We start from the raw sequence: 21,972 nt of genomic DNA, 5'->3' as shown, positions 1-21,972 counted from the left end.
AAGATAGAACAGGAATAGTGGTGCCACAAATCAATGCACTATTAAGGATGAAAAACCGTTATTGCACTTTGATTTACAATGTAAAACTTATGACATTCGTCATCATCACAGAGTCACAAATATCTGCTAGGATAGGTTCGCAATAGTATAAAGGAATAATACCTGCAGAGCAGGTTTTTAGCGGAGTAAGTAGATGTCGGCGTTTTTTCGCTATCCGACGGCTTGGTTAGTAACAACCATTTTCACTTGGTTAGCCGTTGCAATACCAAGTTTGGTTTATGCTCAGCAAAAAGCACAATGGCTGCCTTGGGTACAGCATATCGGTGTTTTGATCCTCGTGCTTTTATGTATCAATGAATCCGAAAAATACTATGGCTACAAGGTTAGATATTCGATGCTGTTTGTATTGGCGCTTTTGATCCAGTCAATTAACCTTACCTCCCCCGCCGCAATTCATCTCATTTACAACGTAAAACTCGTTGGGATCCTTGCTTTTTATGTTCCTTTGAGCTTTGCGCTTGGGTATATCCTAGTTACCTCTTGCTTGTATGTTGCGTCGCAATACTTTTTTTGGGGACATGGCTTTGAATATCTCAACGCAGTGTTATTTGCCTGTTTTCAGTTATTTGCGTACGTGGTGTGTAAAAGAATGCAAAAGGAACAAGAAGCCAAAGAAGCGCTACAACTCGCCCACAGTCAGCTATCTGCAACGCAGTCTCTGCTAAGCCAAAGTATTGCTAAACAAGAGCGGCTTCAATTAGCACGAGAGTTACATGACGACGTTGGACATCAAATAACCAGTCTGATTGTAAATTTAGATGTCGCAAGACGAACTGCAGCGGCACCATTGACCGAGCTATTAGATAGCTGCTATTTGCAAGCTAAAGACACCCTAAAATGTATTCGCGATTTAGTCAGCGACAAGCGTAGCAACGAGCATATCGATCTCCATGATGCTTTGCTGAGGCTTACTGAATCTATCCCTCGTCTTAACATTGAACTCGACTATGAACATCACCCATTACTCGAGAAACTAAGTTATGCCAATTGCATTCTAAAATGCTGCCAAGAGGCCATCACTAATACCTTGAAGCACGCCAAGGCGGATAAAATGCAAGTACGAGTGTATTGTCAACAAGGATTAAAAGTACAAATAAGCGATAACGGCATTACCTTAAATAGTATTCGATTTGGAAATGGTCTGGCTGGTATGCAGGAGCGGATCCAAGAACTCGGCGGCAGTCTTGATGTGTCAACTCATCAAGGCGTAACATTAACTATCCATTTTGGGACGACAAATGGCTAAAATATCAGTTTACCTAGTCGATGATCAGGCGCTTGTGCGCCAAGGTATGCAAGCACTCCTTTCGCTGAGTGGTGACATTATTTGTTCTGGAAGCTGTGGCAGCGGCAGTGAGTTCATTCAACAGGTTCAATCAAACCAAATTACAGCTGACATTGTGCTTTTAGATATGCGAATGCCTGAGCTAGATGGTGTTGATGTGCTCACCGAGCTTTTGCCTTTGGCTATAAACTTTAAAGTCATTATCCTCACTACCTTCAACGATACTGCAAAGCTAAAATTAGCCCTAGAACTTGGTGCTAAAGGCTGCCTTCTTAAGGACGTGGACTTAGAAGAGTTAATTGATGCCGTTCGACAAGTCCATCAAGGTGAACTCATCATCCAAGACGAGCTTGCTGAGACCCTACTAAAACCTGACCCCACTTTAGATAAGCTCACCACACGAGAAAAGGATATTTTAAAACTAATCGCGAAAGGATATTCCAATAAGGAAATCGCCAATACGTTATATAAAGCGGAAGGTACCATCCGTAACTCGGTTTCTTGCTTGCTCGCAAAACTGCAAGTACGAGACAGAACGCAAGCAACATTAAAAGCTAAAGCGCTCGGCTTCGGAGATTGATATTGCTACACTGCCATATCGCCATTTTTGGAGCCGTTTTTGAACAACCCAAATTTACCACTAGTTTATCACGCTAATTACTCATTCAATTTTGATCCAAAACACCGCTTCGTGATGAGTAAATTTGCGCGTCTATACCAAGAAGTAGATGCATTAAGGCTCATTCATAACAATGTTTATAGCCCAGAGCCCGGCAACCCATCGCCACTTGAAAGCGTGCACTGCGAGCAATATATTTGGGACTTATGGCGTAATCAACTCGACGCTAAAATGATGCGCCGTATAGGTCTACCTTGGTCAGAGCAGCTTATGGCACGTACTTTTACTGCGCCTCTTGGAACGCTAAAAACTGCAGAGCTTGCGCTTCAACACGGTATTGCATGCCATTTAGCCGGTGGCACGCACCACGCACATTATGATTTTGGCTCTGGTTTTTGCATGGTAAACGATCTCGCCTTTACGACCACACATCTGCTCAACAATAATCAGATCACCAATGCCTTAATCTTTGACTTGGATGTTCATCAAGGTGACGGCACCGCCGCCATGTTGAAGCACAACCCGTATGTTTATACCTGCTCAATCCACTGTGAGAAAAACTTCCCATTCCGTAAACATGCTAGCGATTTAGATATTGGCTTAGAAATAGGGATCAGTGACACACACTACCTCGAAATTGTTGCACATACGCTTGAGTCATTATTGATTGACCTAAATCCAGATATCGTGCTGTACGACGCTGGTGTCGATGTTTGGCAAGGTGATAACTTAGGTAAATTAGATATCTCATGGCTTGGCATTGCGAAACGAGATGCACTGGTGCTGACCTTATGTCAAAAGCATGGTGTCCCTGTCGCAACCGTGATTGGTGGCGGATACGATAAAGATCACCAAAGATTAGCAAAGCGCCACGCGATTGTGGTGCAGCAAGCTGCAAAACTTTAAAAAATGATGATCTTTTTATTTTGCTCATTCGTTTATCATTATGAAGGGTTTGATTGGTGTAACACCTTTAGTTAATTTCCCCTTCACCATGGCACTGATTAGGCGCACCGTGTGGTGCGCTTTTCTCTTTACTCTCCTAAAAAACACTTTCACCAATATTTAAAAAACATTTAGTTTACATGAACGGTTCACTCTGTTAACGTACCCACTTCGCTAACTAAAACAAGGAATTAGTATGAAAACCAAACTTGCGATTATCGCTTCATTATTCGCGGCGAACTCAGCGTACGCTACTGTGGAGTTGTATTCAGGTGCAAATAACTGTGCTTTAGACAGTAAACTGGAGGCTGCTGCTTTCACTAAACATGCAAATGCGGTTGGTAACTTAGAAGCGTTAACACAAAAACACAGCGAACAAGCGGGTGCCACGGGAAATGGCTACTTTATTTTCAATCCTGCCTACTTAAGAACAGAGCGTTACTTCAACTGTAGTGTGCCGCTAAATGCTAATATAGGCCAATTTACGCTAACCGTTCATGGAACCACTAAAGGACTAACTGGTACTAATGCCTTTTGTTTGGTTTCAAAAATTCGTAAAGTGAGCGACGGCGGTATCGATAAATGGTTCAAGTTTAGAGAGACAGGTAAAGGTTTCTATTGGACTGATATATCTGATCCAAACGTAACAGAAGAGCAATTTGTTAGCCATACCACCACTTTAGACAATAACTACGAAAGTGGCGCTGTTTTGGACCTCAAGTGCAGAACAACGTGGGATAAAGGCAGCGTGGCAGTTGGTCAAATTGAGCTTAGCTACTAATATTGATTAGTACCCTATCACTATGGGCAACCTTTCCCTGAGGATTGCCCATTATGGCCCAACAAACTCTTGATTGTGCTTCGCCAGCGCACGCCTAATTCTCTCTATTAACATAGGTTCTGTATCCTTGCTAAATGCCATACAGCCACGCTGTTGTGTAGCTTTGGTTACTTCTATCAGAGGTACAACCTCATCATAATTGAGCCCGGCCGCCTTAAGTTCTTCACTCATGATATATTCCGTTGACATTACAAGATCTATCCGCCCTTTGAAAAAGAGTTTGTAAAAGCTTTTTGAATCTGCGGCAACAACCAAGTGCTCTCCCTGAGCGAAGCCATGTTGGATTAAGAAATCATAATAAAGATTTCCCTTCACAACTGCGGACGTGTACTGCTTGGCATCTTCCAATGAAGCAACTTGAATATCTTTACGCGTTTTCAGTTTGAAGAAATACACGCCTACAGGGCGGATCAAAGGGCATGCCCATTCGTAGTCAGCTTCACGCTCGGCAGTACGATAAATCGAATAAATCATTGTGTTTGGTCGCTCTTTGGCAATTTTCATCGCCCGTACCCAAGGGTAAACTTTTATCTCGTAGTCAACCTCGGCTTCTGCAAGCACCTCCCTCACCTTTTTTGTTGCTCTCCCAACAACCTCGCCTTTGTCATTGGTGAAGTTGTATGGCTTCCACTCTTCGGTCACCACCAGTAGCTCTTTTGCAGAGGCACTTAAACTCGTTAAAGAGAGTATAATCAGGCTATAAATCGCTAATTTTATTATATAAGCCAATATTTCTTCTCCGCTTTTTGCAATTCTACCTTAACTCATGCACCATATTAAAAATATAAAGTTTCTAGAACATCAATATGAAAAGCATAGTACTATTTATCCTACTCGTCGCTTGCAGTTTTACTAGCATGGCGAATGAACAAACAACTTCAAAAAAGCCGACAGAAAACCAACAACAACAGGCTTTGTCGCAATTACAAGAGCCCATGTATAGGCCCTTAATTGAGCGTTATATTCTTGATGAATTAAGAGCTGTCAGAGAAGATCAAATGCGCTTAAGAGCTGATATTGAAAAGAAAATCAGTCACTCTCAGCTAGATACTGCAGATCGCGCGATTACCTACACCACAGATACCATCAACAATGTGCTCTTTTTGATCACAGCGGCCGCGTCCATCTTAGTGGTTGTTGGTTGGACTTCTTTTAGAGATATTAAGAGTAAAGTAGAAGATATCGTTAGCCTGCGCGTTGGCACGATCACCGATGAATATGAAAAGCGCCTTCAGGTTATTGAAGAAAAATTACGCGAACGCTCTGAAGAAATCCTCAATAACCAGAAGAAAATATCCATAACGAATGAAGTACACTCTCTGTGGATGCGGGCAAATCTTGAGAGTGACATGAACTCTAAAATTGAGATCTACGATGAGATCCTAAATCGCAAACCTGAAGATGTAGAGGCAATTGCCTACAAAGCTGATGCTTTATTAGAGCTTGGTCAAACCAACACGGCAATTGCTTTGTGTAATCAAGCGCTAGAAATAGACAGTGACTATGGTTATGCCTATTGGCAACGAGCATGTGCTTACTCGATGCTTTACAAGCACGCAGATGCGATGGCCGACATCCGTATGGCTTTGGAATATGCGCCTAACTTAAAGAACGAGCTGCAACACGAGCCAGCGTTTGCGAGTCTTGCAGACAACCAAAGCTTTAACGAGCTGGTGAATAGTTAAGTTGTTTTAGCAGCTCGACTTGTAATTGAGAAATCGCGTCGAGCTGCTTTTTAGAGATAATCAACGGATTTTCAATTTGATGGATGGCGGCACCTTGTAAATTAAAGTGCTTTTTCAGCTCAGTCATCATCGTACTGTCGTAAAAAAGGGCAGCCAAAGAGCCATCTTCAAGCACTTTTGTTAAACCATACTCTAGGCGTTTATAAAGTTTAATATCTTCTTTGCGGACATAGAAGTACACCATTGAAGGATAGAGCAACAGGTTCTTTTCGCCATAAGTCACTTGCTTGTTATCGAACGCCTTGAGCTCAGGTACTACTTCAATGACACCTCGTGGAAAGATCTTACCGGCACTATTTGCGAGCACTCGATAACTTGCCAAGCCATCAACATATTTTTCTACCGTAAAACCTGCCTTTTCAAAAATATGAACATCAGGCCAATCCTGCCCTAAAACAACGTTGAACTTTTGTAGCTCTGATAACGATAAATGCACATTAAGCTTGCCGCTGTCAGCCACATTCATAGCCAGTACTCTTATACCAAAGCTGCCAAACGCTATGGGAATGGCCACAGGCTTTGCCTGAGTGTCTCTAGCGGCTGTTGAAACCGTCCAAAACACATCGACATTGTGCTTTAGCAATTCCTTAAATTGTCGTGATTGATTAATTGGTAAATCAATCGGCTCTATCCAATACTCGCCATAACGTTCGCGTGACTTATCCAATGCTAACCGCAAGACTGACAAAAAATATTGGTTCTGCGGCGTGCCATTTTCTTCTGCTGCGTCCACGACCCTAATGACCTTAGGCTCTGCAGACACAGTGTTCGCGGTTACCAGCAGCAACAAGCACAAGAGATAAATAACACGAACGTGCATAGGTTCACCAATATTGCTCAACGGTGATCTGTCCAGGTTTGGCTCGCCTGTGGCGTTCATATCCCATACTCTGCAACTGAGCACTTAATTGTTTCACCATTTCGGGGTTACCACAGAGCATAAAATGGCTACTATCAGGAAACTGCTTATAGCCTAGGTGAGTTAATAATTGCTTATTTTCTATCAGTTCGGTGACACGGCCCTGACAACCGAGCTCTGGTTTTTCCCGTGTGACGAGCGGCACATAAGTAAAGCCGTCTCTTTGTTGTTGTAACTGTTCGAGCTGTTCACGGTAACACAAGTCTGCATTTAGGCGTACACCATGAATAAGGATCACCCGCTTAACCTTCTGCCATACTTCGCCTTCTCTGAGCATAGACAAAAATGGGCCTACCGCCGTACCTGTACTTATCATCCAAAGCGTATCGCAAGGTGATAGCTCATCTAGTGTAAAAAAACCGTTTGCTTGGTAAGTTACATCGAGCTCATCACCGACTTGTAGCTGATGTAAAGGCACAGAAAGGTTTCCGTCGGGTACTTCGACTAACAATACTTCATGAATTGGTTCTGACGGCGGGTTTACAAAAGAATATGCTCGCGCAATGCGCTTTCCCCCTTGTTGCAAACTCAATTTAGTATATTGACCAGCCTTAAACGGTGCGATATCCGCTTCAAATTTGATACTAAATAATGTGGGCGTCCAATGTGTGATTTCGACGATTTCTCCTTTTACCCATTGCGACATTATTTCTCCAAAACTCACAAGCCGTATTTATTTAACGATAACATAACCATGGCAAAAAAATTGGCTTTGTCAAAGTTTCGGGCACCAGTGTTTTCCCAATTCAACAGGAAGCGGATCTCTGAGGATGACCTGTGAAGTGACTTTCGGCAGCGACAGATTAAACTTGTCGATATGCGCATTCACCATGGACGCATATCCTGCATTCGCAGCGCCTAGCGAATAGGCTTTCATTGTTGTCGACACGGTTAAGGCTTGTTTGTTTTGCTCTAGCTGTTGTACCAGCTCCCTTAACCAACCAAGGTAAAGCTGATTATCTTCTATTAGGGCAGGTTCCGCTGCAATATTAGCAAGCGCTTTGCGATAGCTGGAGAAGTCTGAGTTAAGTACGTATATCCCAAGACTATTGATTGATACCTGCTTCACAGCTCTATAGTTTTCATCTTCTGCGTAATGGATCGCCGCATCAACAAAGTAGCTCAGCGCCTCATCGGTTTCGCCCGTTGCAAATGTTGCATTGCCAAGCGCAGTTAACAGCCCTGCTTGCATAAAGCTTGGTAACATTTCTCTATCCACGCTTTTTAAGAGATTGTAGCCAATCGCGGGTTGTTCAAGGCGCGTGTACGCAATCGCGATGTTCACTTTAAGTGCAGACTTATGCTGGAAGCTGGCTGGAGCGTTCATTGCACATCGATAATGCCAGATAGCTTGTTCATTCTGGTTACGGCGACGATAGCCAACACCAATATTAGTCAGAATCTTCGCCCTGTCTTCGTCCGCCAAAGTCTTAAAGGGTGGTGCTTTAAGCGTATCTAGCGCTTTAATAAAAATGGCATTATTAAATGTACTGGCACTCGCTCTAATCGCAAGATAATGAAGTTGATATAAATCTTGAACTGGAAGATCCTCCCGAGCAATCGCGTTTTGGTATACCTTAAGCGCTTCATCTGGCGCGTTTTTAACCAGAGATTCAAATGCATCTAAGTCAACTTCGGCATTCGCCATCAACGCAAAAAAGCCCAGAGCAAGAATCGTCATCACCTAACACCAATACCTTATCATTAGAAAACTCTACCACCTTTGTGTACTTTAAACTAGTCGAAGGAATTTTGGATGGGCCAAGATCAAAAAAAAAGCCGCTTCAAGCGGCTTTTTTGGGTGTGATTCGCGTTGTTTTAGGCGTGTCTCCAAAACTCTGCGATTACGTTACCAAGGAACTTTTCAAATCGTATTAAATTGACTCTAGCGCAATTTTAACCATTTCATTGAACGTGCTTTGACGTTCTTCTGGTGGCGTTGCCTCACCAGTAATAACATGATCACTTACTGTGAATAGTGCCATCGCTTTTGCACCATATTCAGCCGCTACACCGTATAAACCAGCTGTTTCCATATCAACAGCCATTACGCCTAGCTTGTCTAATTCTCTATAAAATTCGCCATCGGCTTGATAGAAAGTATCTGTAGTGAAAACATTACCAACTTTTGCTTCAATACCTAAACGGCGAGCAGCGTTTACGCCATTTTCTAATAAACCAAAATCAGCAATTGCAGCGAAGTCATAGCCACGTACACGAGCACGATTCACATTTGAGTCTGTGCTTGCGCCTTGTGCAAAGATCACATCGCGGATCTTGATGTCTTGACTAATACCACCACATGTACCGATGCGGATCAGGTTCTTAACACCAAAGCTAACAATAAGCTCACGAGCGTAGATTGACATAGATGGAATACCCATGCCTGAACCCATAATGCTAACTGGCTTACCATTGTAAGTACCAGTAAAACCAAACATGTTGCGAACGTCAGTTACCTGACGAGCATCTTCCAAAAAGTTTTCTGCAATGTATTTTGCTCTTAGTGGATCGCCCGGCATTAATACCGTTTCTGCAAAATCACCTGGCTTTGCGCTAATGTGTGGAGTGCTCATATTGTTTCCTTTAGTTAGGCTTTTATCTCGGCCTTAAAGCCTTCACCGTACTGCGTTGCATCTAAATCAAACCACTGGGCAAGCGTTTGACCTATGTCAGCAAAACTTTGTCTTTCTCCTAACGGAGTATTGTTCATACCCGGTGTATACGCCAATACAGGCACGTACTCTCGCGTATGATCTGTGCCTTCTGCGGTTGGGTCACAACCATGGTCGGCAGTCACTAAAAGCAAGTCATCAGCTTTTAGTTTGGCAATAATTTCAGGTAAAAATGCGTCAAACTCAGCAAGTGCTTCTGCATATCCCACTGCATTTCTGCGGTGACCAAACTTTTCATCGAAGTCGACTAAGTTGGTGAAGATAAGACTATGGTCTGGTGCTGTGTCCATCACTTCGCTTGTCTTTGCTAGCAGATTCAAAAGACCAGGCGCTTTGTGCTTTTGCGTGATCCCTTGATGCGCATAAATATCTGCAATTTTACCAATACTAATTACTTCGCCACCGTCATTGGCTAGCTTATCTAGCACAGTCGGCGAAGGCGGTAATACCGAATAGTCTCGGCGGTTACCAGTACGAATAAAGTCGGCACTTGAAGTGCCTATAAATGGCCGCGCAATCACTCGTCCTATATTCATTTCATCAAGCAGTGCCCGTGCGATTTCACATACTTGATAAAGCTTGTCAAGTCCGAACGATTGTTCATGAGCGGCTATTTGAAAGACGCTATCAACTGAGGTGTAGCAAATCGGCTTACCGCTTTGCATGTGTTCTTCACCCAGCTGTTCTAAAATCGTTGTGCCCGACGCGTAACAGTTACCCAAAATACCTGGGATGTCTGCACGTTTGCACAACTCATCTATAAATTCTTGTGGGAAGCATGGGTTAGTATTTGGGAAGTAACCCCACTCAAACAATACTGGCACCCCAGCCATTTCCCAGTGGCCAGACGGCGTATCTTTACCACTCGATAATTCTTTTGCATATCCCCAAGCAGCACTTGGCTCTATGGTTTGCGCCACGGCGCAGGTTTCTTTACCTGCAGCTTCACATGCTGCAATAAGGCCTAGTTTAGAAAGATTAGGTAAGCCTAACGCTTGTCCTTTTTCTTCTTTATACGCCTGTAATAAATGAGCGAGAGTATTCGCGCCTACGTCACCAAACTTTTCTGCGTCCGGTGCTGCGCCAATGCCTAGGCTATCCGCCATTAAAATGATTGCTCTTGCCATAGATACCTCTCTATACTGCTCAGGCTGTTATTTATTCTTAAATACATGGTTACCTTAAGCGTTGGTTACTTTATGTTTGGTTAAAAAAATCGTACAGGACATAAGTCCGCTGTCATAAAATAGTCACAAAATTCACGAAAAGCTGCGATCTTGCTAATTTGGCTCTGTCGCCCTTAAGCGGACATAAGTCCTGTTTTGAGTCCGCTAAACCCGTTAAATTTGCTCATTAAGCGAGGCAAAAGAGATTAATCGTGTCTTTTTTGCTATTGTGATCTTCCAACATAAACAACTGCTGGGTGTGAACTTTAGTGACACGAACTATTATAGCCATAGCTGGCGCATCTGCGTCTGGTAAGTCTCTTTTTAGTCAAACGATCTACAACGAATTAGTGAATGAGCTTGCCTCAGGCACTATCGCGGTAATCGAAGAGGACGCCTATTATAAAGATCAATCGCATTTACCTATAGAGCATCGTACTCAAACGAATTATGATCATCCTGATGCGTTTGAACACGAGTTGTTACGCGAGCATTTAACTAAGCTTCGCCTAGGTGAATCCGTAGAGGTTCCTACCTACGATTACGGACAGCATACACGTAGTGATAAAACCCGAATAGTAAACCCTGCTAAGATACTAATCGTCGAGGGTATATTACTACTGAGCGATCCTGCATTAAGTGAAGAGTTTGATATCAAGGTGTTCATTGATACACCTTTGGATATTTGTTTGCTGCGTCGCATGCAAAGAGATATAGAGCACAGAGGAAGAAGTCTGTCATCTGTGGTAGAACAATATCAGGCGACGGTAAGACCGATGTTTTATCAGTTTATCGAGCCATCCAAGCATAATGCCGACTTGGTTGTGACCCGTGGCGGTATGAATCGCGTTGCGATTGATATTATTAAAAGTAAAATAAAATATTTGCTACAAGAATAACGGGAAATTGGCATGACAACAATTATGAGCTTAGTGGGCATGATGATGCTCCTAGGCGTAGCATTTGCGTGTTCGACAAATCGCAGTGCTATTAATAAGCGTACCGTAGGCGTTGCATTTTTACTGCAAGTCCTTATTGGTGGCTTTGTACTCTTTATTGAAGCGGGTAAAAATGTATTAGCTTCAATGTCTAGCGCGGTTGCCAAAGTGATTAGCTATGCTAATGACGGTATCGGTTTCTTGTTCGGGCCATTAGCCAAACAAGACTCGCTAGGGTTTATCTTTGCGATTCAGGTATTACCAGTGATCGTGTTCTTCTCAGCGCTCGTTGCTGTGTTGTATCACCTTGGTATTATGAACTGGATCATTAAAATTTTGGGTGGTGGCTTGCAAAAGTTACTACAAACGTCACGACCAGAGTCGCTTTCAGCTACGGCAAATATTTTTGTCGGCCAAACGGAAGCCCCTTTGATCGTAAAACCGTTTATTCCAAAAATGACGCAATCAGAGTTGTTTGCAGTTATGGTGGGCGGTTTGGCGACGGTGGCAGGCTCTGTTATGGCGGGCTATGTGGCGATTGGTGTTGAGCTTAAATACCTCATTGCCGCGAGCTTTATGGCAGCTCCTGGTGGTTTCTTAATGGCAAAAATGATTGTACCAGAAACCGAGAAGCCACACGAAAACCTATCTGATGTAGATAGTGGTGATGATAAACCAGTAAACGTAATTGATGCGGCAGCATCTGGTGCATCAAGCGGTATGCACTTGGCACTGAACGTAGGTGCAATGCTACTTGCGTTTGTGGCACTTATTGCGCTACTAAACGGTTTACTAGGCAGTATTGGTGGAATTTTTGATTACCCAACACTGACGCTACAAGAAATTTTAGGCTACGTCTTTGCCCCTGTTGCTTGGCTACTTGGGGTACCTTGGTCGGAAGCCGTGACGGCAGGTAGTTTTATCGGCCAAAAATTGGTAGTTAACGAGTTTGTTGCCTACCTAGATTATATGAATTATCGCGATACGTTGAGCACGCACACTCAAGCGATTGTCACATTTGCTTTATGTGGATTTGCTAACTTATCGTCGATTGCCATCTTACTAGGCGGACTTGGTGGTATGGCCCCAAGTCGTAGAAAGGATATCGCTCGCCTAGGGCTCAGAGCAGTGTTAGCAGGGTCTATGGCTAACCTCATGAGTGCAGCAATTGCAGGTTTCTTCCTCTCGCTAGCTTAGAAACTTATTGAGATAAGCCGCAGTTGCAAAACAATTGGTTGGTTGCTTTAAGGGGTTAAAGTGACCACACTAACTTGAACGATACTTCACCAAAGGGCCTTTTAGGCCCTTTTATCGTTTCTCAGAAACGCTTTTTTGACAGCACCATGTTGAGGGGCCGTCACTTCTCACCTACAGCTCCTTCATCGCTTTTGGTGGAAATATCTTTTCTTGTAACCCAGTTACTAAACTGACTCCAAGCAAAACTAAAATACTGCCAAGGATTGTGTTAGCACCTATTTGCTCTTGCAAAAAGAGATGTCCCCATAAAATCCCAAACACAGGAATTAAAAAGGTAACAGATAAAGCAGACGCCGCGCCGAGATCTTCGACTAACTTAAAATAGAGAATATAGGCAACGCCTGTACATAATATGCCAAGCCCAACCACCGCACTTATCACCGTAGAGTCAGGCGTTTCTCTCATTGGCATAAACCAAATAAAAGGCAATACCAATAGCGCAGAGCCCCATAAGTTCCCATGGGCATGATTGAATGCGCTCATTTTTGGTGCCGTTTTGGTGTAATGAGAGGCCACCGCATAGCTCAGAGTCGCACACAGGGTTGCAATAATAGGTAACCATGCACCCTCGTCCAATACAGTGCTATCCAACCCGACTAGTGTGATAACACCTGCAATCCCAAATCCACATCCTAGCCACACCGACTTTTGAGTCGGCACTTTTAACCAAAACACACTGATTAACACCCCCCAAAATGGTGCGGTTGAATTTAAAATTGAGAGCATGGAAGCATCAAGCGTTTGCACGGCATAAGCGAATAACATAAAAGGTAACGCTGAGTTAAACAGTCCGAGGATTAAAAAGTGCTTTTTGTACTGCCAAAAATGTAAATTACGCTTTAATACTAAAGCAACCGCGGCGAGCGTTAACGCACCAAATAAGACTCGAAATTCAATGAGTACAGCAGGACCAAGGACACCGGCAGCCACCTTCATAAATAAAAATGAGCCACCCCAAATTGCGGCAAGTAACACTAAACCAAGAAACCCTTTCACTCCATACTCCAAGGTTAATATTAATGGAGCTTTACCTTACGCCGATATATAAATACAGCACAAGCCATTTTTGGTACTGTCATTAGGATGTGTTTAACTTTCTTTGAGAAAGAGGGAAAGGCTAAAACTTAAGGTATAGAATGAGACTCGCTTTTTACGCAATGATAGTCGCTTTGCTTATCCTCACAGGATGTAGCAAAAGGCAGACTCTAGAGCCAACAGAGCAAATACAATTGACTCAGTTGCCGGTTAGTCTCGCCCAACTTTCAAATGACGCGGCGCTAACCTTATTACTCATTGACGATCATTTGCTACAAGTATGGGATAACCAAAGCCAACAGTTGATTAAACAAATTGAAGGAAGTAAATACCAACTTACTTTTCGCGATGCTTTAATAGCGCCGAGCAAGCGCAGTATTCTGAGTATTTCAGACACCCAACTTAACATCTGGCAATTACACTCAAACGAAGTTGTCAGTTATCCATTACCTGAACTTGACTCATTCATTCGCGTTACCAAGGCTCTGTGGTCCAGTGACGAGCAGTTTATCGCCCTTGGCTACAATGACGGCAGCATACTACTTTTGAGTTTAGATGAGCAGATCATCACCAGAATAAACCTTCATGAAAGTAGCATTACACATTTGATTTTTAACCGGAGTTTAACCTCGCTCTACTCAGCTTCTTTAGACGGCCACGCTAAAAAGCTTGAGTTAACTAGTAAAGAAGTCACTGTAGATTATGAGCTGCCTCATCGTATTACCAGTTTGGCATTATCACAAAATGAAAACTGGCTGTTCGTATCAGACGCCCTGCAAGACCAAAAATTCATTGATACGCGCACAGGTCAAGCAGTGTTATCTCTATCCTATCCTCAGCGCTTCAAGTTTTTTCGTAGTGCGCAATTCGTCGCTGACGACAAATTTCTGCTAACCACCTCTTCCAAGGAATATATATCGTTATGGGAATTAACGTCGGGAAAAGAGATTGTCAGTTGGCCAATTGCACAACTGAATTTGGGCAGCACCGTTTATGATGTACACATCTCCGATAGCAATATGCTCACGACGATAAGTTCAGATGGAGTACTAGAAAAGTGGGCCTTAACACCTATATTGTTTGATTATTAGAGACAAAAAAAGGTAGCATTCATCGATATTAAAAAATAATAAATACATCTATGGATCACGCAAATTTTGACAATCAATCGCACTGTTTAAATTGTCACACTCAACTTGTTGGCGAGTACTGCTCAGGTTGCGGACAGAAAAAAGCCTCAAGACTGACCTTTAAACACTTACGCATTTTGCTTCAAAGCGCACTGCTTGAACTCGAATCCCCTTTTTTTAAGTTGCTTTTTGGATTATTACTTAGACCTTTTAAGACTATTCTTGGATATTTGAATGGGCAGAGAAGCCGCTTTGGTAATCCCTTCAAGTTTAGTTTTATTCTACTCACCGTGATCGTGCTTGCCTCACATCTACTTGAAATCAGTTTCATATCCAGCAGTCAACTTTTGGAATCGAAAGATCAGCTCAAATGGCAATCTGAAATCGCACTTTATGAGGCAACTCATGTTTATCGCGTCTTTATCCTGGCATTTTTACTCGGATTAGCCTCTAAGCTAGTGTATCGCTCTGTGCCCTACACAATGCTGGAGTACGCTATAGGACACCTACTCATTCTAACCTTAAGCGTCCTGCTATTCTCAATTCCACTACTGCTTGGTATCTTCGGCGAGCAGCTTTACGCAATTTTTTCGCTCTTATTTTCTGGTTTGTACAGCATAATACTTAACTATAAAATGGCGGAACATGAGTTGGTAAAGTGGAGAAATTGGGGTAAGGCAGTCCTAGCCTATGCAATAGGCTCGTCACTATTTTCTTTTATTCTCACATTTTTATTTGGGGTATACAGTGGTTTTACTCACAAAATTTGATCTGTATGTGAGTTATTTAGCTAGGGCTAGACAAGCCTGAGTTTGTCTAGCCCTAGCCATTAATGTTACTGTTTTAGCTGTGCTTTTGCAGCCTCAACCTTTTCAAAATCAAGACCTAATTCGTTAACTGCTTCTTTGATCAATGCAGGATTTTGCATTACCAAGCCCATCAACTGTTGAAGCTTTTCGGGTGGAATTCCTAGTTGCTGAATAGTCGCCATCGCCATCATTGGATTTTCAGTCAGCTGGGTAAATACCGCTTGGATCTGTTCATCCGAAATATTGTGCTCTTTAAGTAATGCAATGATTGGGTTCATCTTGTTTCCTAACTATTTTTTACTAATCGTGCGGCGTAAAAACCGTCAAATTCTGAATTTACTCCTGGAAGTAAACGTAGTGAGTCTTCTAACTGCCAATTGGGGTTATTTGCCAAAAAGCGTTCAACCTGCTGCTCATTTTCAGAAGGAAGAATTGAACAAGTTGCATACACCAGTTTGCCGCCCACCTTACACATTTGACTGTAACGCGCTAGAATATCGGTTTGCAAAGCAATAAGTGTGTCTAAATTTTGCGAATTCAAGTGCCACTTTGCATCTGGATTCCGCTTTAATACACCAAGACCAGAGCACGGCACATCCAATAGCACGCGATCAAACTTCTCTTTTTGGCGCTTAATGGTTTTATTGTTTTGAATAACGCGCGTTTCAGCAACATGCACACCAGCACGTTTCGCTCGTTGTTTCAGCGTTTCAAGCTTATGTTCATGGATATCCATAGACAACAAGCGACCTTTATTCTCCATTAGCGCCGCTATATGCAAACTCTTACCACCAGCGCCTGCACAGGCATCAACCACTTTATGACCGGGCTGTATTTCTAAAAAAGGCACGATTTGCTGAGAACCTGCATCTTGCATTTCAAACCAACCCGCCTGAAATGCTTGAGAGCGGAACAGATGGCTATTGGACTCAACTTTTAGCGCGACATGAGAATCAAGCGCAACCTGTGAAACCTTGATCCCTTCTTTTGCCAGAGAATCTGTTACTGTCGCAATATCGCTTTTTAGGCTATTGACTCGCAAATATTGTTGAGCACTTTGATTTAGCGCGGATGCAACCGCAGGCCACTGCTCACCCAGTTGCTCATTCGCAACCTCGTTTAACCAATCTGGTAAAGATAAGCGAACAGCTTGAGGCGCCTGCTCAATTAAGCTTTGCAGCTTTTCCAGATTATAACGCTCGGTATCCACCCACTCTGGAAGCGGCTGCGCTGTAACAACTTGGCAAGTTAACCAGTAGCCAAAGCCATCTAGCGGCATTTCTTCATGCTCAAGTAGGTAAGCCAGTAACCGTTTAAAGCGGAAGATATGGTAATAGTTACTCACCACATACTGCCTTTCATCAAGGCTCCACTGAGGGTTGTTCTGTAGTAATTGAGTTAATGCTTTATCGGCATGAAGAGAAGTATCTAGCACATGTTCAATGCACTCAGACAGAGTTTGGACTAACGAGCGAGTTACAGACACGATATGGTCTCGATTATTGCTAAAACACTATTTTAGCGCGCATACCAAGGGGCTTCAATTGGAGTTTATGATATTAGCTGAAATTAAGGTAATGAATCGAAGTACACAACAATATGCGACTTCGATTCATTTTTACATTATTACAGCGAGTCGATTATCGGCTTAAATATCCAATACGGTTGAGCTCATCAGCTCGGTGACGCAATGGGTCCTGAATACGGCACATCCCCTGCCCTTGTTCAATAAACTTAGCGAGCGTCTCGTTTCCTTGATAGCCGCCAGAATCATTACAAGAGTCTGGTAGTAGTCTTGTTTTTAACACCTGAGGGTCAAAAGTGCTCACACCCGTTTCAGTAGCAAGCTTGACCTGCTCATTTATCGCGTATGATGTTGCAACTGGTGTTGTCCAAGAGGAGCCATACAAGGCTTGCTCTACACCATAGCGCATACCAAGTACATCAGGTTCCATTTTAGGCGTACTATTTTTTGCCGTGCTGTCGTATGGGTCATAGCCGACATTAATATACAAATCTATGCTTTCATTGCCCACAAAACTGTCTGGCTGCTCTATATAAACCTGTTGCCACTCAGATTTTCCAAATGGCTGAATTGTCGTGTTTTTTGCTGAAGTTGAATACTGATAAACCCGAATTCGATTGCTAAATTGCATGAGATCCAAGTCATCATTGCTTGTCACAGCATCAATGTTACCAGCATGAAATGCAAGCGCGCTGGGTGAGCTAAATATTGCCTCATAAACAGGCTTCAAAGCATATAAAAACTCTGTAGCTTTTGCGTTATTCAGCTCTCCCGAACACGCATTCTGCTGCCATGCGATATACACATCTTGCAGCGTAAAGCCGCCCGAATAGTTAATAAATTCAACTTCGTTCGCTTCAATAATATCAGCAGTTAACGAGCTTGCTGCACTGGTCATGAAACGAGAAAATTCACTGACATCTTGCGCACAGAGCGCGTTTTTATGCTGAATAAAAGGTGAGAAAGACTCAGTATCAATAGCAACAAACTCTGCCTCAGGGTTATGCTGAGCAAGATAACCAAATACCTTAGTGCCGTGACTATTAAAATTACGCTTCGTGACTCTATCTGCTTTATCAGCAGGCACTACTGCCCTATATTTAATAGCGAGATCAAATAACCACGCGGCGGGTAGAAATGCAGGCTGCGGAGAGTCAAATTTTTCATTCGTAAAGGTAAACTGATTGACCTCTGTTAATAGTTTAACTCCCAGCTTTGAAAGGTTTACCTCTGGATTATCCGCGATAAAAGTTTTGGATTGAGGGTCATATTTAAACGCAGCCTTAACTCGAGAGCGGTATCTAAGCGCCGTATGAAAGTCCATTCCATAATCTAAAACTAGCAATGTTTGCGATGATTTTGTCCGAGATTGATCAAACACACCATCATTAAACTTTACATTAACGATATCGCACATTTCATGGGTCGCTGTCGTATCTGTACAGTTTATGCCTTGCGAGGTCATTACTTCGATTGCATCTGCGACGTACTGTTTGCCCTGCTGTTCAATTGCGTCCATAAACACACTGGGATCGGGCTCAACTATAACTGGATCTGGTGGCGGTTTAATTGGATCCGGTATAGGATCATTTGAATCACTCCCTCCACCGCAACCAGAAATAAATAACAAAGACGAAACGGCAAATAAAGTACCTGTTATTTTAACCATAAAACCTATCCTTAGAATGGTGCTCGATACATTATATTTTGCCTACTAAGCAAAATATTCAACCATAACAAATTAACAAATTAACAAATTAACAAATTAACAAAAATTTTCTTAGAGACTATATCATGGATTGTCAAACAGGCACTATAACGTAACAAATTAGTACAAAGTCCTAATTAGCTACTCAGGACGGGAGCGAACTGTAAATTGACGAGTATTGGGCTTTTATGATCTGATTGAGCATCGCAATTTTTTAGGTCGTTACAATGAGCATCATTGCACATTTAGGCTGGATTGAAGACCCTAGAACTGATGTTAATATTAAAGAACCTGATGTAATGGTCTTGTCAACATATTAACTTTGATTGCCATATTTAGTGGCGCTGACGGATGGAAATCAATTCAAAAGTTTGGTGAGCTGCAACTGGATTGGCTAAGGCATCATTGTTCCTTTGAAAATGACATTCCAAAACGTCATTGTGTTGCTAATATAATCAGAGCATTAGATGCAGATACTTTACTCGAGGCACTGTTAAAATGGATTAATTCTCGTCGAGAAGCACCTCAAAAGCCACACATAGCAATTGATAGATGCTTCGAGGATGCTGGAAAGACAATGTGTACAATGCGCTAAATGTGGTTAGTGCATTTGATGTTGATAATGGGCTAGCCTTATTTCAACAAGTTGCGCAACATCAAGGTAAAAAGACCGTTTAGCTGCGAAACGAAGAAGAACAGATTGGAAAGGTGATTTTAGGACGGAGTTACTCTTTGGTTAATCTGTGAGCAAAAGGGAATCCCATCCAAGCACCTTAGCCACAACGAAGTTACATATAAAAAACAACAAAATGTACATCAATAAAAACTCAATTAAGCGAAACAAAGAACAAATTTGGGAATTTTTTTCAAAAACTTGAAAAACACAACATACAGTTTTTTAAATATTAAAAACTATAAAAAAACCAAAAACCATCAAAAAACAATTAATAAAAACAAAAAATTAAATAAATAACAATAAAATTTCAGTAGTAATAAGACGGGGTGTTTTTAAAAAATAAATAGAACTAAAAGTAATACAAGGTGAGTTTTAGGAAAAAATAAATCTATTAAGAATAGAGGCGGGAAACCCGCCAACACTATCTAGTTAACAGCCAACCAAGGGCCAGAGCCATCGGCAGCAGGTATATTGCCTTTAGTCCACCACTTGGCTTCGTAGATCACACCATTGTAGCTCGCTCTATCACCTTTTAAGTAAACCTTGTCGGCATCCCAAGCGGGTACACCGTCAACAGGCGGTTCGGTAGGATTGGTTGGTAAATCATCGACAACTCGTACTTCAGGCCAGCTTGCGTGTGATTGATAAAAGTTTGTCACGCATTTCTCGTAGTCTCCTGGCACAAGCGCTGAATAAGCCGTTTGATACCCCACGAGTTTACACTCAAATGAATATCCTCCGGGGCGATCTGCATAATAAGCCCAATCACCTTCCCAATTGGTGTAGAGGACATCAGTTGCGCCGTCAAGATTTAAGCTTCCGTATGGTGTTTGCTGCCAACAGGTATTTTCTTCATCGGCTTCAATCGTGATGTTGTAATAATGCGAAAGCCCTTCCCAATAACGAATGCGGTTAACGGGCTGACCCTTGTCTTTATTTTGCGCGCCACACTCAATACCGCCATTGATAATATTAATCGTGGTACCAAAGCCATAACCAATCCCAGCCTCACTTTCACGCAAGGATGGCGTCCAAGTTCTATCAATAACGTGTAACATTGCAGGTTTTGGCGCTTGCGGCGTTAAGAAAAACCAAATTGCAGACGCTAAATTTAGCCAAGAGTCAGCCACTAAGCCCGGATTGTTTAATAACACCGTTGCATCACCGTTAAACATGACTTCACTGAACGCGCCGTAGTTGAAGTGATATGAAAGCTGCTTAGCGCCTCGGCCAAAATATCCTTGTCCCGCCCCACATGGCCAGCGGCGATTTTGCCAGTCATTTTGTCCACACCCTGTGGTATAACCAACTTGTCCTTCTGACCAACCCATTTCACGCACATGCACCAAAGCTTGTTGCCATTCTTCTAACCCGAGAGGGTTATCAGAAATGTTGTCTTTGGCAATATGCCCCCCTGTTTCTTGGGCAAAATGCGCAAAAGCAGTCACAATAGAGCGTTTACAAATTGCATCGGCGTCTCGGCCATCAGTATAGTCGCCGCAAAATGCGGGAAATTTACCAATGGCACGTAAAAAGCGAGTGTAGGTGTATTCAGGTGCCGCCATTTGCGTAAGAAATTGCCACTGGGTTTGACCAAATACCCGTTCAGCTCTTTTTACATTATCAGGGTTACTGGCAAGGCCCGGCGAAATTCCCTCTACAACTGTATTGTCTCTTGTTTCCAGTGCTTTAGACCAAATAGCATACATAGGGTTGTTGGTTTTCGCGCTCTCGGCATTCTTCAATTCTATTCGAGAAATAATATAACCATTGGGGTTTTGTGGATCGGGCTGCGGATTCATGGCCATTACTTGACTTGCAGTTATGGCAAGCGAAACTGCAGTCGCTAGTTTTAGAGTATTCATACTTTTCCTTTACATGTTGTTGTTAATAATGAGACTCATCAATTCAACAATTATTAACAAAATGACATCGCTGTCAAATTTTGTTCACTTTTTATTCTTACAACATATGTAATAACGTTTACTCAAATCGATGAACCTTAGCGTTTTTGGTACATAATCTAACGTGGTATGCTAGCCAAAACGCCTCACAGTAAATAACAACAATAGAGCAGCCTATGAAAATTATTCCTTTACAACCAGAACATTTCGAGCGTGTTATCGCACTTGGTAATCTCGTTCATGGTGATAATTATCTTGATGACGCAAGCATTGAACAAATGCACCAAAAAGGCTGTAAAAACGGTATTAATGCTTCCTTTGTTGCCCTAAACGATGAAGGCGAATTACTCGGTTTTAGAACATCATATAGCGCCGGACAATGGCCTATAGATAGGTGGAGTTCACCGTCTTTGTGGCCTGTTGATCAAAATGATATGGCATATTTTAAATGTATCGCGGTATCACCGAACGCACAGGGCCAAGGTATTGGACCCCAATTACTAAAACACGCAATAACAGCATTAACACAACAAGGCGCGAGAGCTGGCGTTGCACATCTTTGGAAACAAAGCCCAGGTAACGGTGCCGTTAAATACTTCACTAAGGCCGGTGGCAAACTGATCAAAGTCCATGATGATAAGTGGTTAGACGACTGTATCTATCACGGCTATGTCTGTACTATTTGTGGTACTGAATGCCATTGCCAAGCAGCAGAAATGGTATTGGAGTTTTAAG

22 protein-coding genes are annotated in these 21,972 nt (G+C 42.5%); 11 read left to right on the top strand and 11 right to left on the bottom strand.

Translation table 11 applies throughout. From position 1 onward, the window contains the following. Positions 1 to 193: 193 nt before the first annotated feature. The 4 genes from QSH61_RS23125 to QSH61_RS23110 all read left to right on the top strand — a co-directional run bounded on the left by QSH61_RS23125 (position 194) and on the right by QSH61_RS23110 (position 3,690). Positions 194 to 1,306, top strand: a complete 1,113-nt coding sequence (locus QSH61_RS23125; protein WP_039496529.1) for a sensor histidine kinase — start codon at positions 194 to 196, stop codon at positions 1,304 to 1,306. Further along, positions 1,299 to 1,925, top strand: a complete 627-nt coding sequence (locus tag QSH61_RS23120; RefSeq protein ID WP_010603713.1) for a response regulator — start codon at positions 1,299 to 1,301, stop codon at positions 1,923 to 1,925. Before QSH61_RS23125 ends, QSH61_RS23120 begins: the two co-directional genes overlap by 8 nt. Before the next feature lie 39 nt (positions 1,926 to 1,964). Further along, positions 1,965 to 2,870, top strand: coding sequence for a histone deacetylase family protein (locus tag QSH61_RS23115; protein WP_206472480.1), 906 nt, complete (start codon positions 1,965 to 1,967; stop codon positions 2,868 to 2,870). Positions 2,871 to 3,105: 235 nt separating this feature from the next. After that, positions 3,106 to 3,690, top strand: coding sequence for a hypothetical protein (locus QSH61_RS23110; protein ID WP_174169509.1), 585 nt, complete (start codon positions 3,106 to 3,108; stop codon positions 3,688 to 3,690). A gap of 51 nt (positions 3,691 to 3,741) precedes the next feature. Here QSH61_RS23110 and QSH61_RS23105 read toward each other — a convergent pair whose 3' ends face one another. Further along, entirely contained in the window at positions 3,742 to 4,479 is a 738-nt protein-coding gene (locus QSH61_RS23105) for a substrate-binding periplasmic protein (RefSeq protein WP_211200921.1), read from the bottom strand. A gap of 77 nt (positions 4,480 to 4,556) precedes the next feature. On the opposite strand from QSH61_RS23105, the gene QSH61_RS23100 reads away from it, so the two are divergent. After that, on the top strand, positions 4,557 to 5,435 hold the full coding sequence (locus QSH61_RS23100; protein ID WP_102058410.1) for a TPR end-of-group domain-containing protein: 879 nt from the start codon (positions 4,557 to 4,559) through the stop codon (positions 5,433 to 5,435). Here QSH61_RS23100 and QSH61_RS23095 read toward each other — a convergent pair. From QSH61_RS23095 to QSH61_RS23075, 5 genes are all read right to left on the bottom strand, one after another. Next, positions 5,413 to 6,315 (bottom strand): hypothetical protein, encoded by a 903-nt coding sequence (locus QSH61_RS23095; protein ID WP_206472483.1) that lies wholly within the window; start codon positions 6,313 to 6,315, stop codon positions 5,413 to 5,415. The two genes, QSH61_RS23100 and QSH61_RS23095, sit on opposite strands and share 23 nt — an antisense overlap. A 4-nt stretch (positions 6,316 to 6,319) precedes the next feature. After that, a complete protein-coding gene (locus QSH61_RS23090) occupies positions 6,320 to 7,060 on the bottom strand; it encodes a ferredoxin--NADP reductase (RefSeq protein ID WP_206472485.1) in 741 nt (246 codons plus the stop codon). A 69-nt stretch (positions 7,061 to 7,129) separates the two neighbouring features. Further along, a complete protein-coding gene (locus QSH61_RS23085) occupies positions 7,130 to 8,095 on the bottom strand; it encodes a hypothetical protein (RefSeq protein ID WP_206472487.1) in 966 nt (321 codons plus the stop codon). 193 nt (positions 8,096 to 8,288) lie between these two features. Then, positions 8,289 to 8,990 carry a purine-nucleoside phosphorylase gene (deoD, locus tag QSH61_RS23080; RefSeq protein ID WP_102058407.1) on the bottom strand — a complete coding sequence of 234 codons (702 nt, stop codon included), beginning with the start codon at positions 8,988 to 8,990 and terminating at the stop codon, positions 8,289 to 8,291. Positions 8,991 to 9,004: 14 nt separating this feature from the next. Beyond that, positions 9,005 to 10,216: a phosphopentomutase gene (locus QSH61_RS23075; protein WP_206472489.1), complete on the bottom strand. Its 1,212-nt coding sequence runs from the start codon at positions 10,214 to 10,216 to the stop codon at positions 9,005 to 9,007. A gap of 308 nt (positions 10,217 to 10,524) precedes the next feature. Between QSH61_RS23075 and udk the strand changes: the two genes are divergently transcribed. Together udk and QSH61_RS23065 are read left to right on the top strand one after the other, a co-directional pair. After that, positions 10,525 to 11,154: a uridine kinase gene (udk, locus tag QSH61_RS23070; protein WP_010603723.1), complete on the top strand. Its 630-nt coding sequence runs from the start codon at positions 10,525 to 10,527 to the stop codon at positions 11,152 to 11,154. Positions 11,155 to 11,166: 12 nt separating this feature from the next. Further along, positions 11,167 to 12,390, top strand: a complete 1,224-nt coding sequence (locus tag QSH61_RS23065) for a NupC/NupG family nucleoside CNT transporter (protein ID WP_010369948.1) — start codon at positions 11,167 to 11,169, stop codon at positions 12,388 to 12,390. A gap of 171 nt (positions 12,391 to 12,561) precedes the next feature. Here QSH61_RS23065 and QSH61_RS23060 read toward each other — a convergent pair whose 3' ends face one another. Next, complete coding sequence (locus QSH61_RS23060; RefSeq protein WP_010603724.1) at positions 12,562 to 13,446, bottom strand: DMT family transporter; 885 nt, start codon at positions 13,444 to 13,446, stop codon at positions 12,562 to 12,564. A 140-nt stretch (positions 13,447 to 13,586) separates the two neighbouring features. Here QSH61_RS23060 and QSH61_RS23055 point away from each other — a divergent pair, with 140 nt between their 5' ends. Both QSH61_RS23055 and QSH61_RS24460 read left to right on the top strand, forming a co-directional pair. Next, positions 13,587 to 14,576, top strand: a complete 990-nt coding sequence (locus QSH61_RS23055; protein WP_206472491.1) for a WD40 repeat domain-containing protein — start codon at positions 13,587 to 13,589, stop codon at positions 14,574 to 14,576. 50 nt (positions 14,577 to 14,626) lie between these two features. Next, positions 14,627 to 15,385, top strand: coding sequence for a DUF3667 domain-containing protein (locus QSH61_RS24460; RefSeq protein WP_227387705.1), 759 nt, complete (start codon positions 14,627 to 14,629; stop codon positions 15,383 to 15,385). Between the two features lie 65 nt (positions 15,386 to 15,450). On the opposite strand, the gene QSH61_RS23045 is transcribed toward QSH61_RS24460, so the two are convergent. The 3 genes from QSH61_RS23045 to QSH61_RS23035 form a co-directional block, all read right to left on the bottom strand. Beyond that, positions 15,451 to 15,702, bottom strand: coding sequence for a DUF2999 family protein (locus QSH61_RS23045; RefSeq protein WP_010369956.1), 252 nt, complete (start codon positions 15,700 to 15,702; stop codon positions 15,451 to 15,453). Between the two features lie 8 nt (positions 15,703 to 15,710). Continuing rightward, positions 15,711 to 16,910 carry an RsmB/NOP family class I SAM-dependent RNA methyltransferase gene (locus tag QSH61_RS23040; protein WP_227387704.1) on the bottom strand — a complete coding sequence of 400 codons (1,200 nt, stop codon included), beginning with the start codon at positions 16,908 to 16,910 and terminating at the stop codon, positions 15,711 to 15,713. Positions 16,911 to 17,064: 154 nt separating this feature from the next. Then, complete coding sequence (locus tag QSH61_RS23035) at positions 17,065 to 18,618, bottom strand: hypothetical protein (protein WP_206472493.1); 1,554 nt, start codon at positions 18,616 to 18,618, stop codon at positions 17,065 to 17,067. A 361-nt stretch (positions 18,619 to 18,979) separates the two neighbouring features. Between QSH61_RS23035 and QSH61_RS24370 the strand changes: the two genes are divergently transcribed. Continuing rightward, on the top strand, positions 18,980 to 19,252 hold the full coding sequence (locus tag QSH61_RS24370) for an ISAs1 family transposase (RefSeq protein ID WP_158299157.1): 273 nt from the start codon (positions 18,980 to 18,982) through the stop codon (positions 19,250 to 19,252). Between the two features lie 506 nt (positions 19,253 to 19,758). Here QSH61_RS24370 and QSH61_RS23030 read toward each other — a convergent pair. Further along, positions 19,759 to 21,198, bottom strand: coding sequence for a chitinase (locus QSH61_RS23030; protein ID WP_206472495.1), 1,440 nt, complete (start codon positions 21,196 to 21,198; stop codon positions 19,759 to 19,761). Between the two features lie 215 nt (positions 21,199 to 21,413). Between QSH61_RS23030 and QSH61_RS23025 the strand changes: the two genes are divergently transcribed. Continuing rightward, complete coding sequence (locus QSH61_RS23025) at positions 21,414 to 21,971, top strand: GNAT family N-acetyltransferase (protein ID WP_102058401.1); 558 nt, start codon at positions 21,414 to 21,416, stop codon at positions 21,969 to 21,971. Position 21,972: the final 1 nt, after the last annotated feature.

This window comes from Pseudoalteromonas sp. JC3 (assembly GCF_030291895.1).
Lineage (GTDB): Bacteria > Pseudomonadota > Gammaproteobacteria > Enterobacterales > Alteromonadaceae > Pseudoalteromonas.
Note: the sequence above shows the minus strand (reverse complement) of the source record. Positions and strands in the feature narration are given on the sequence as shown.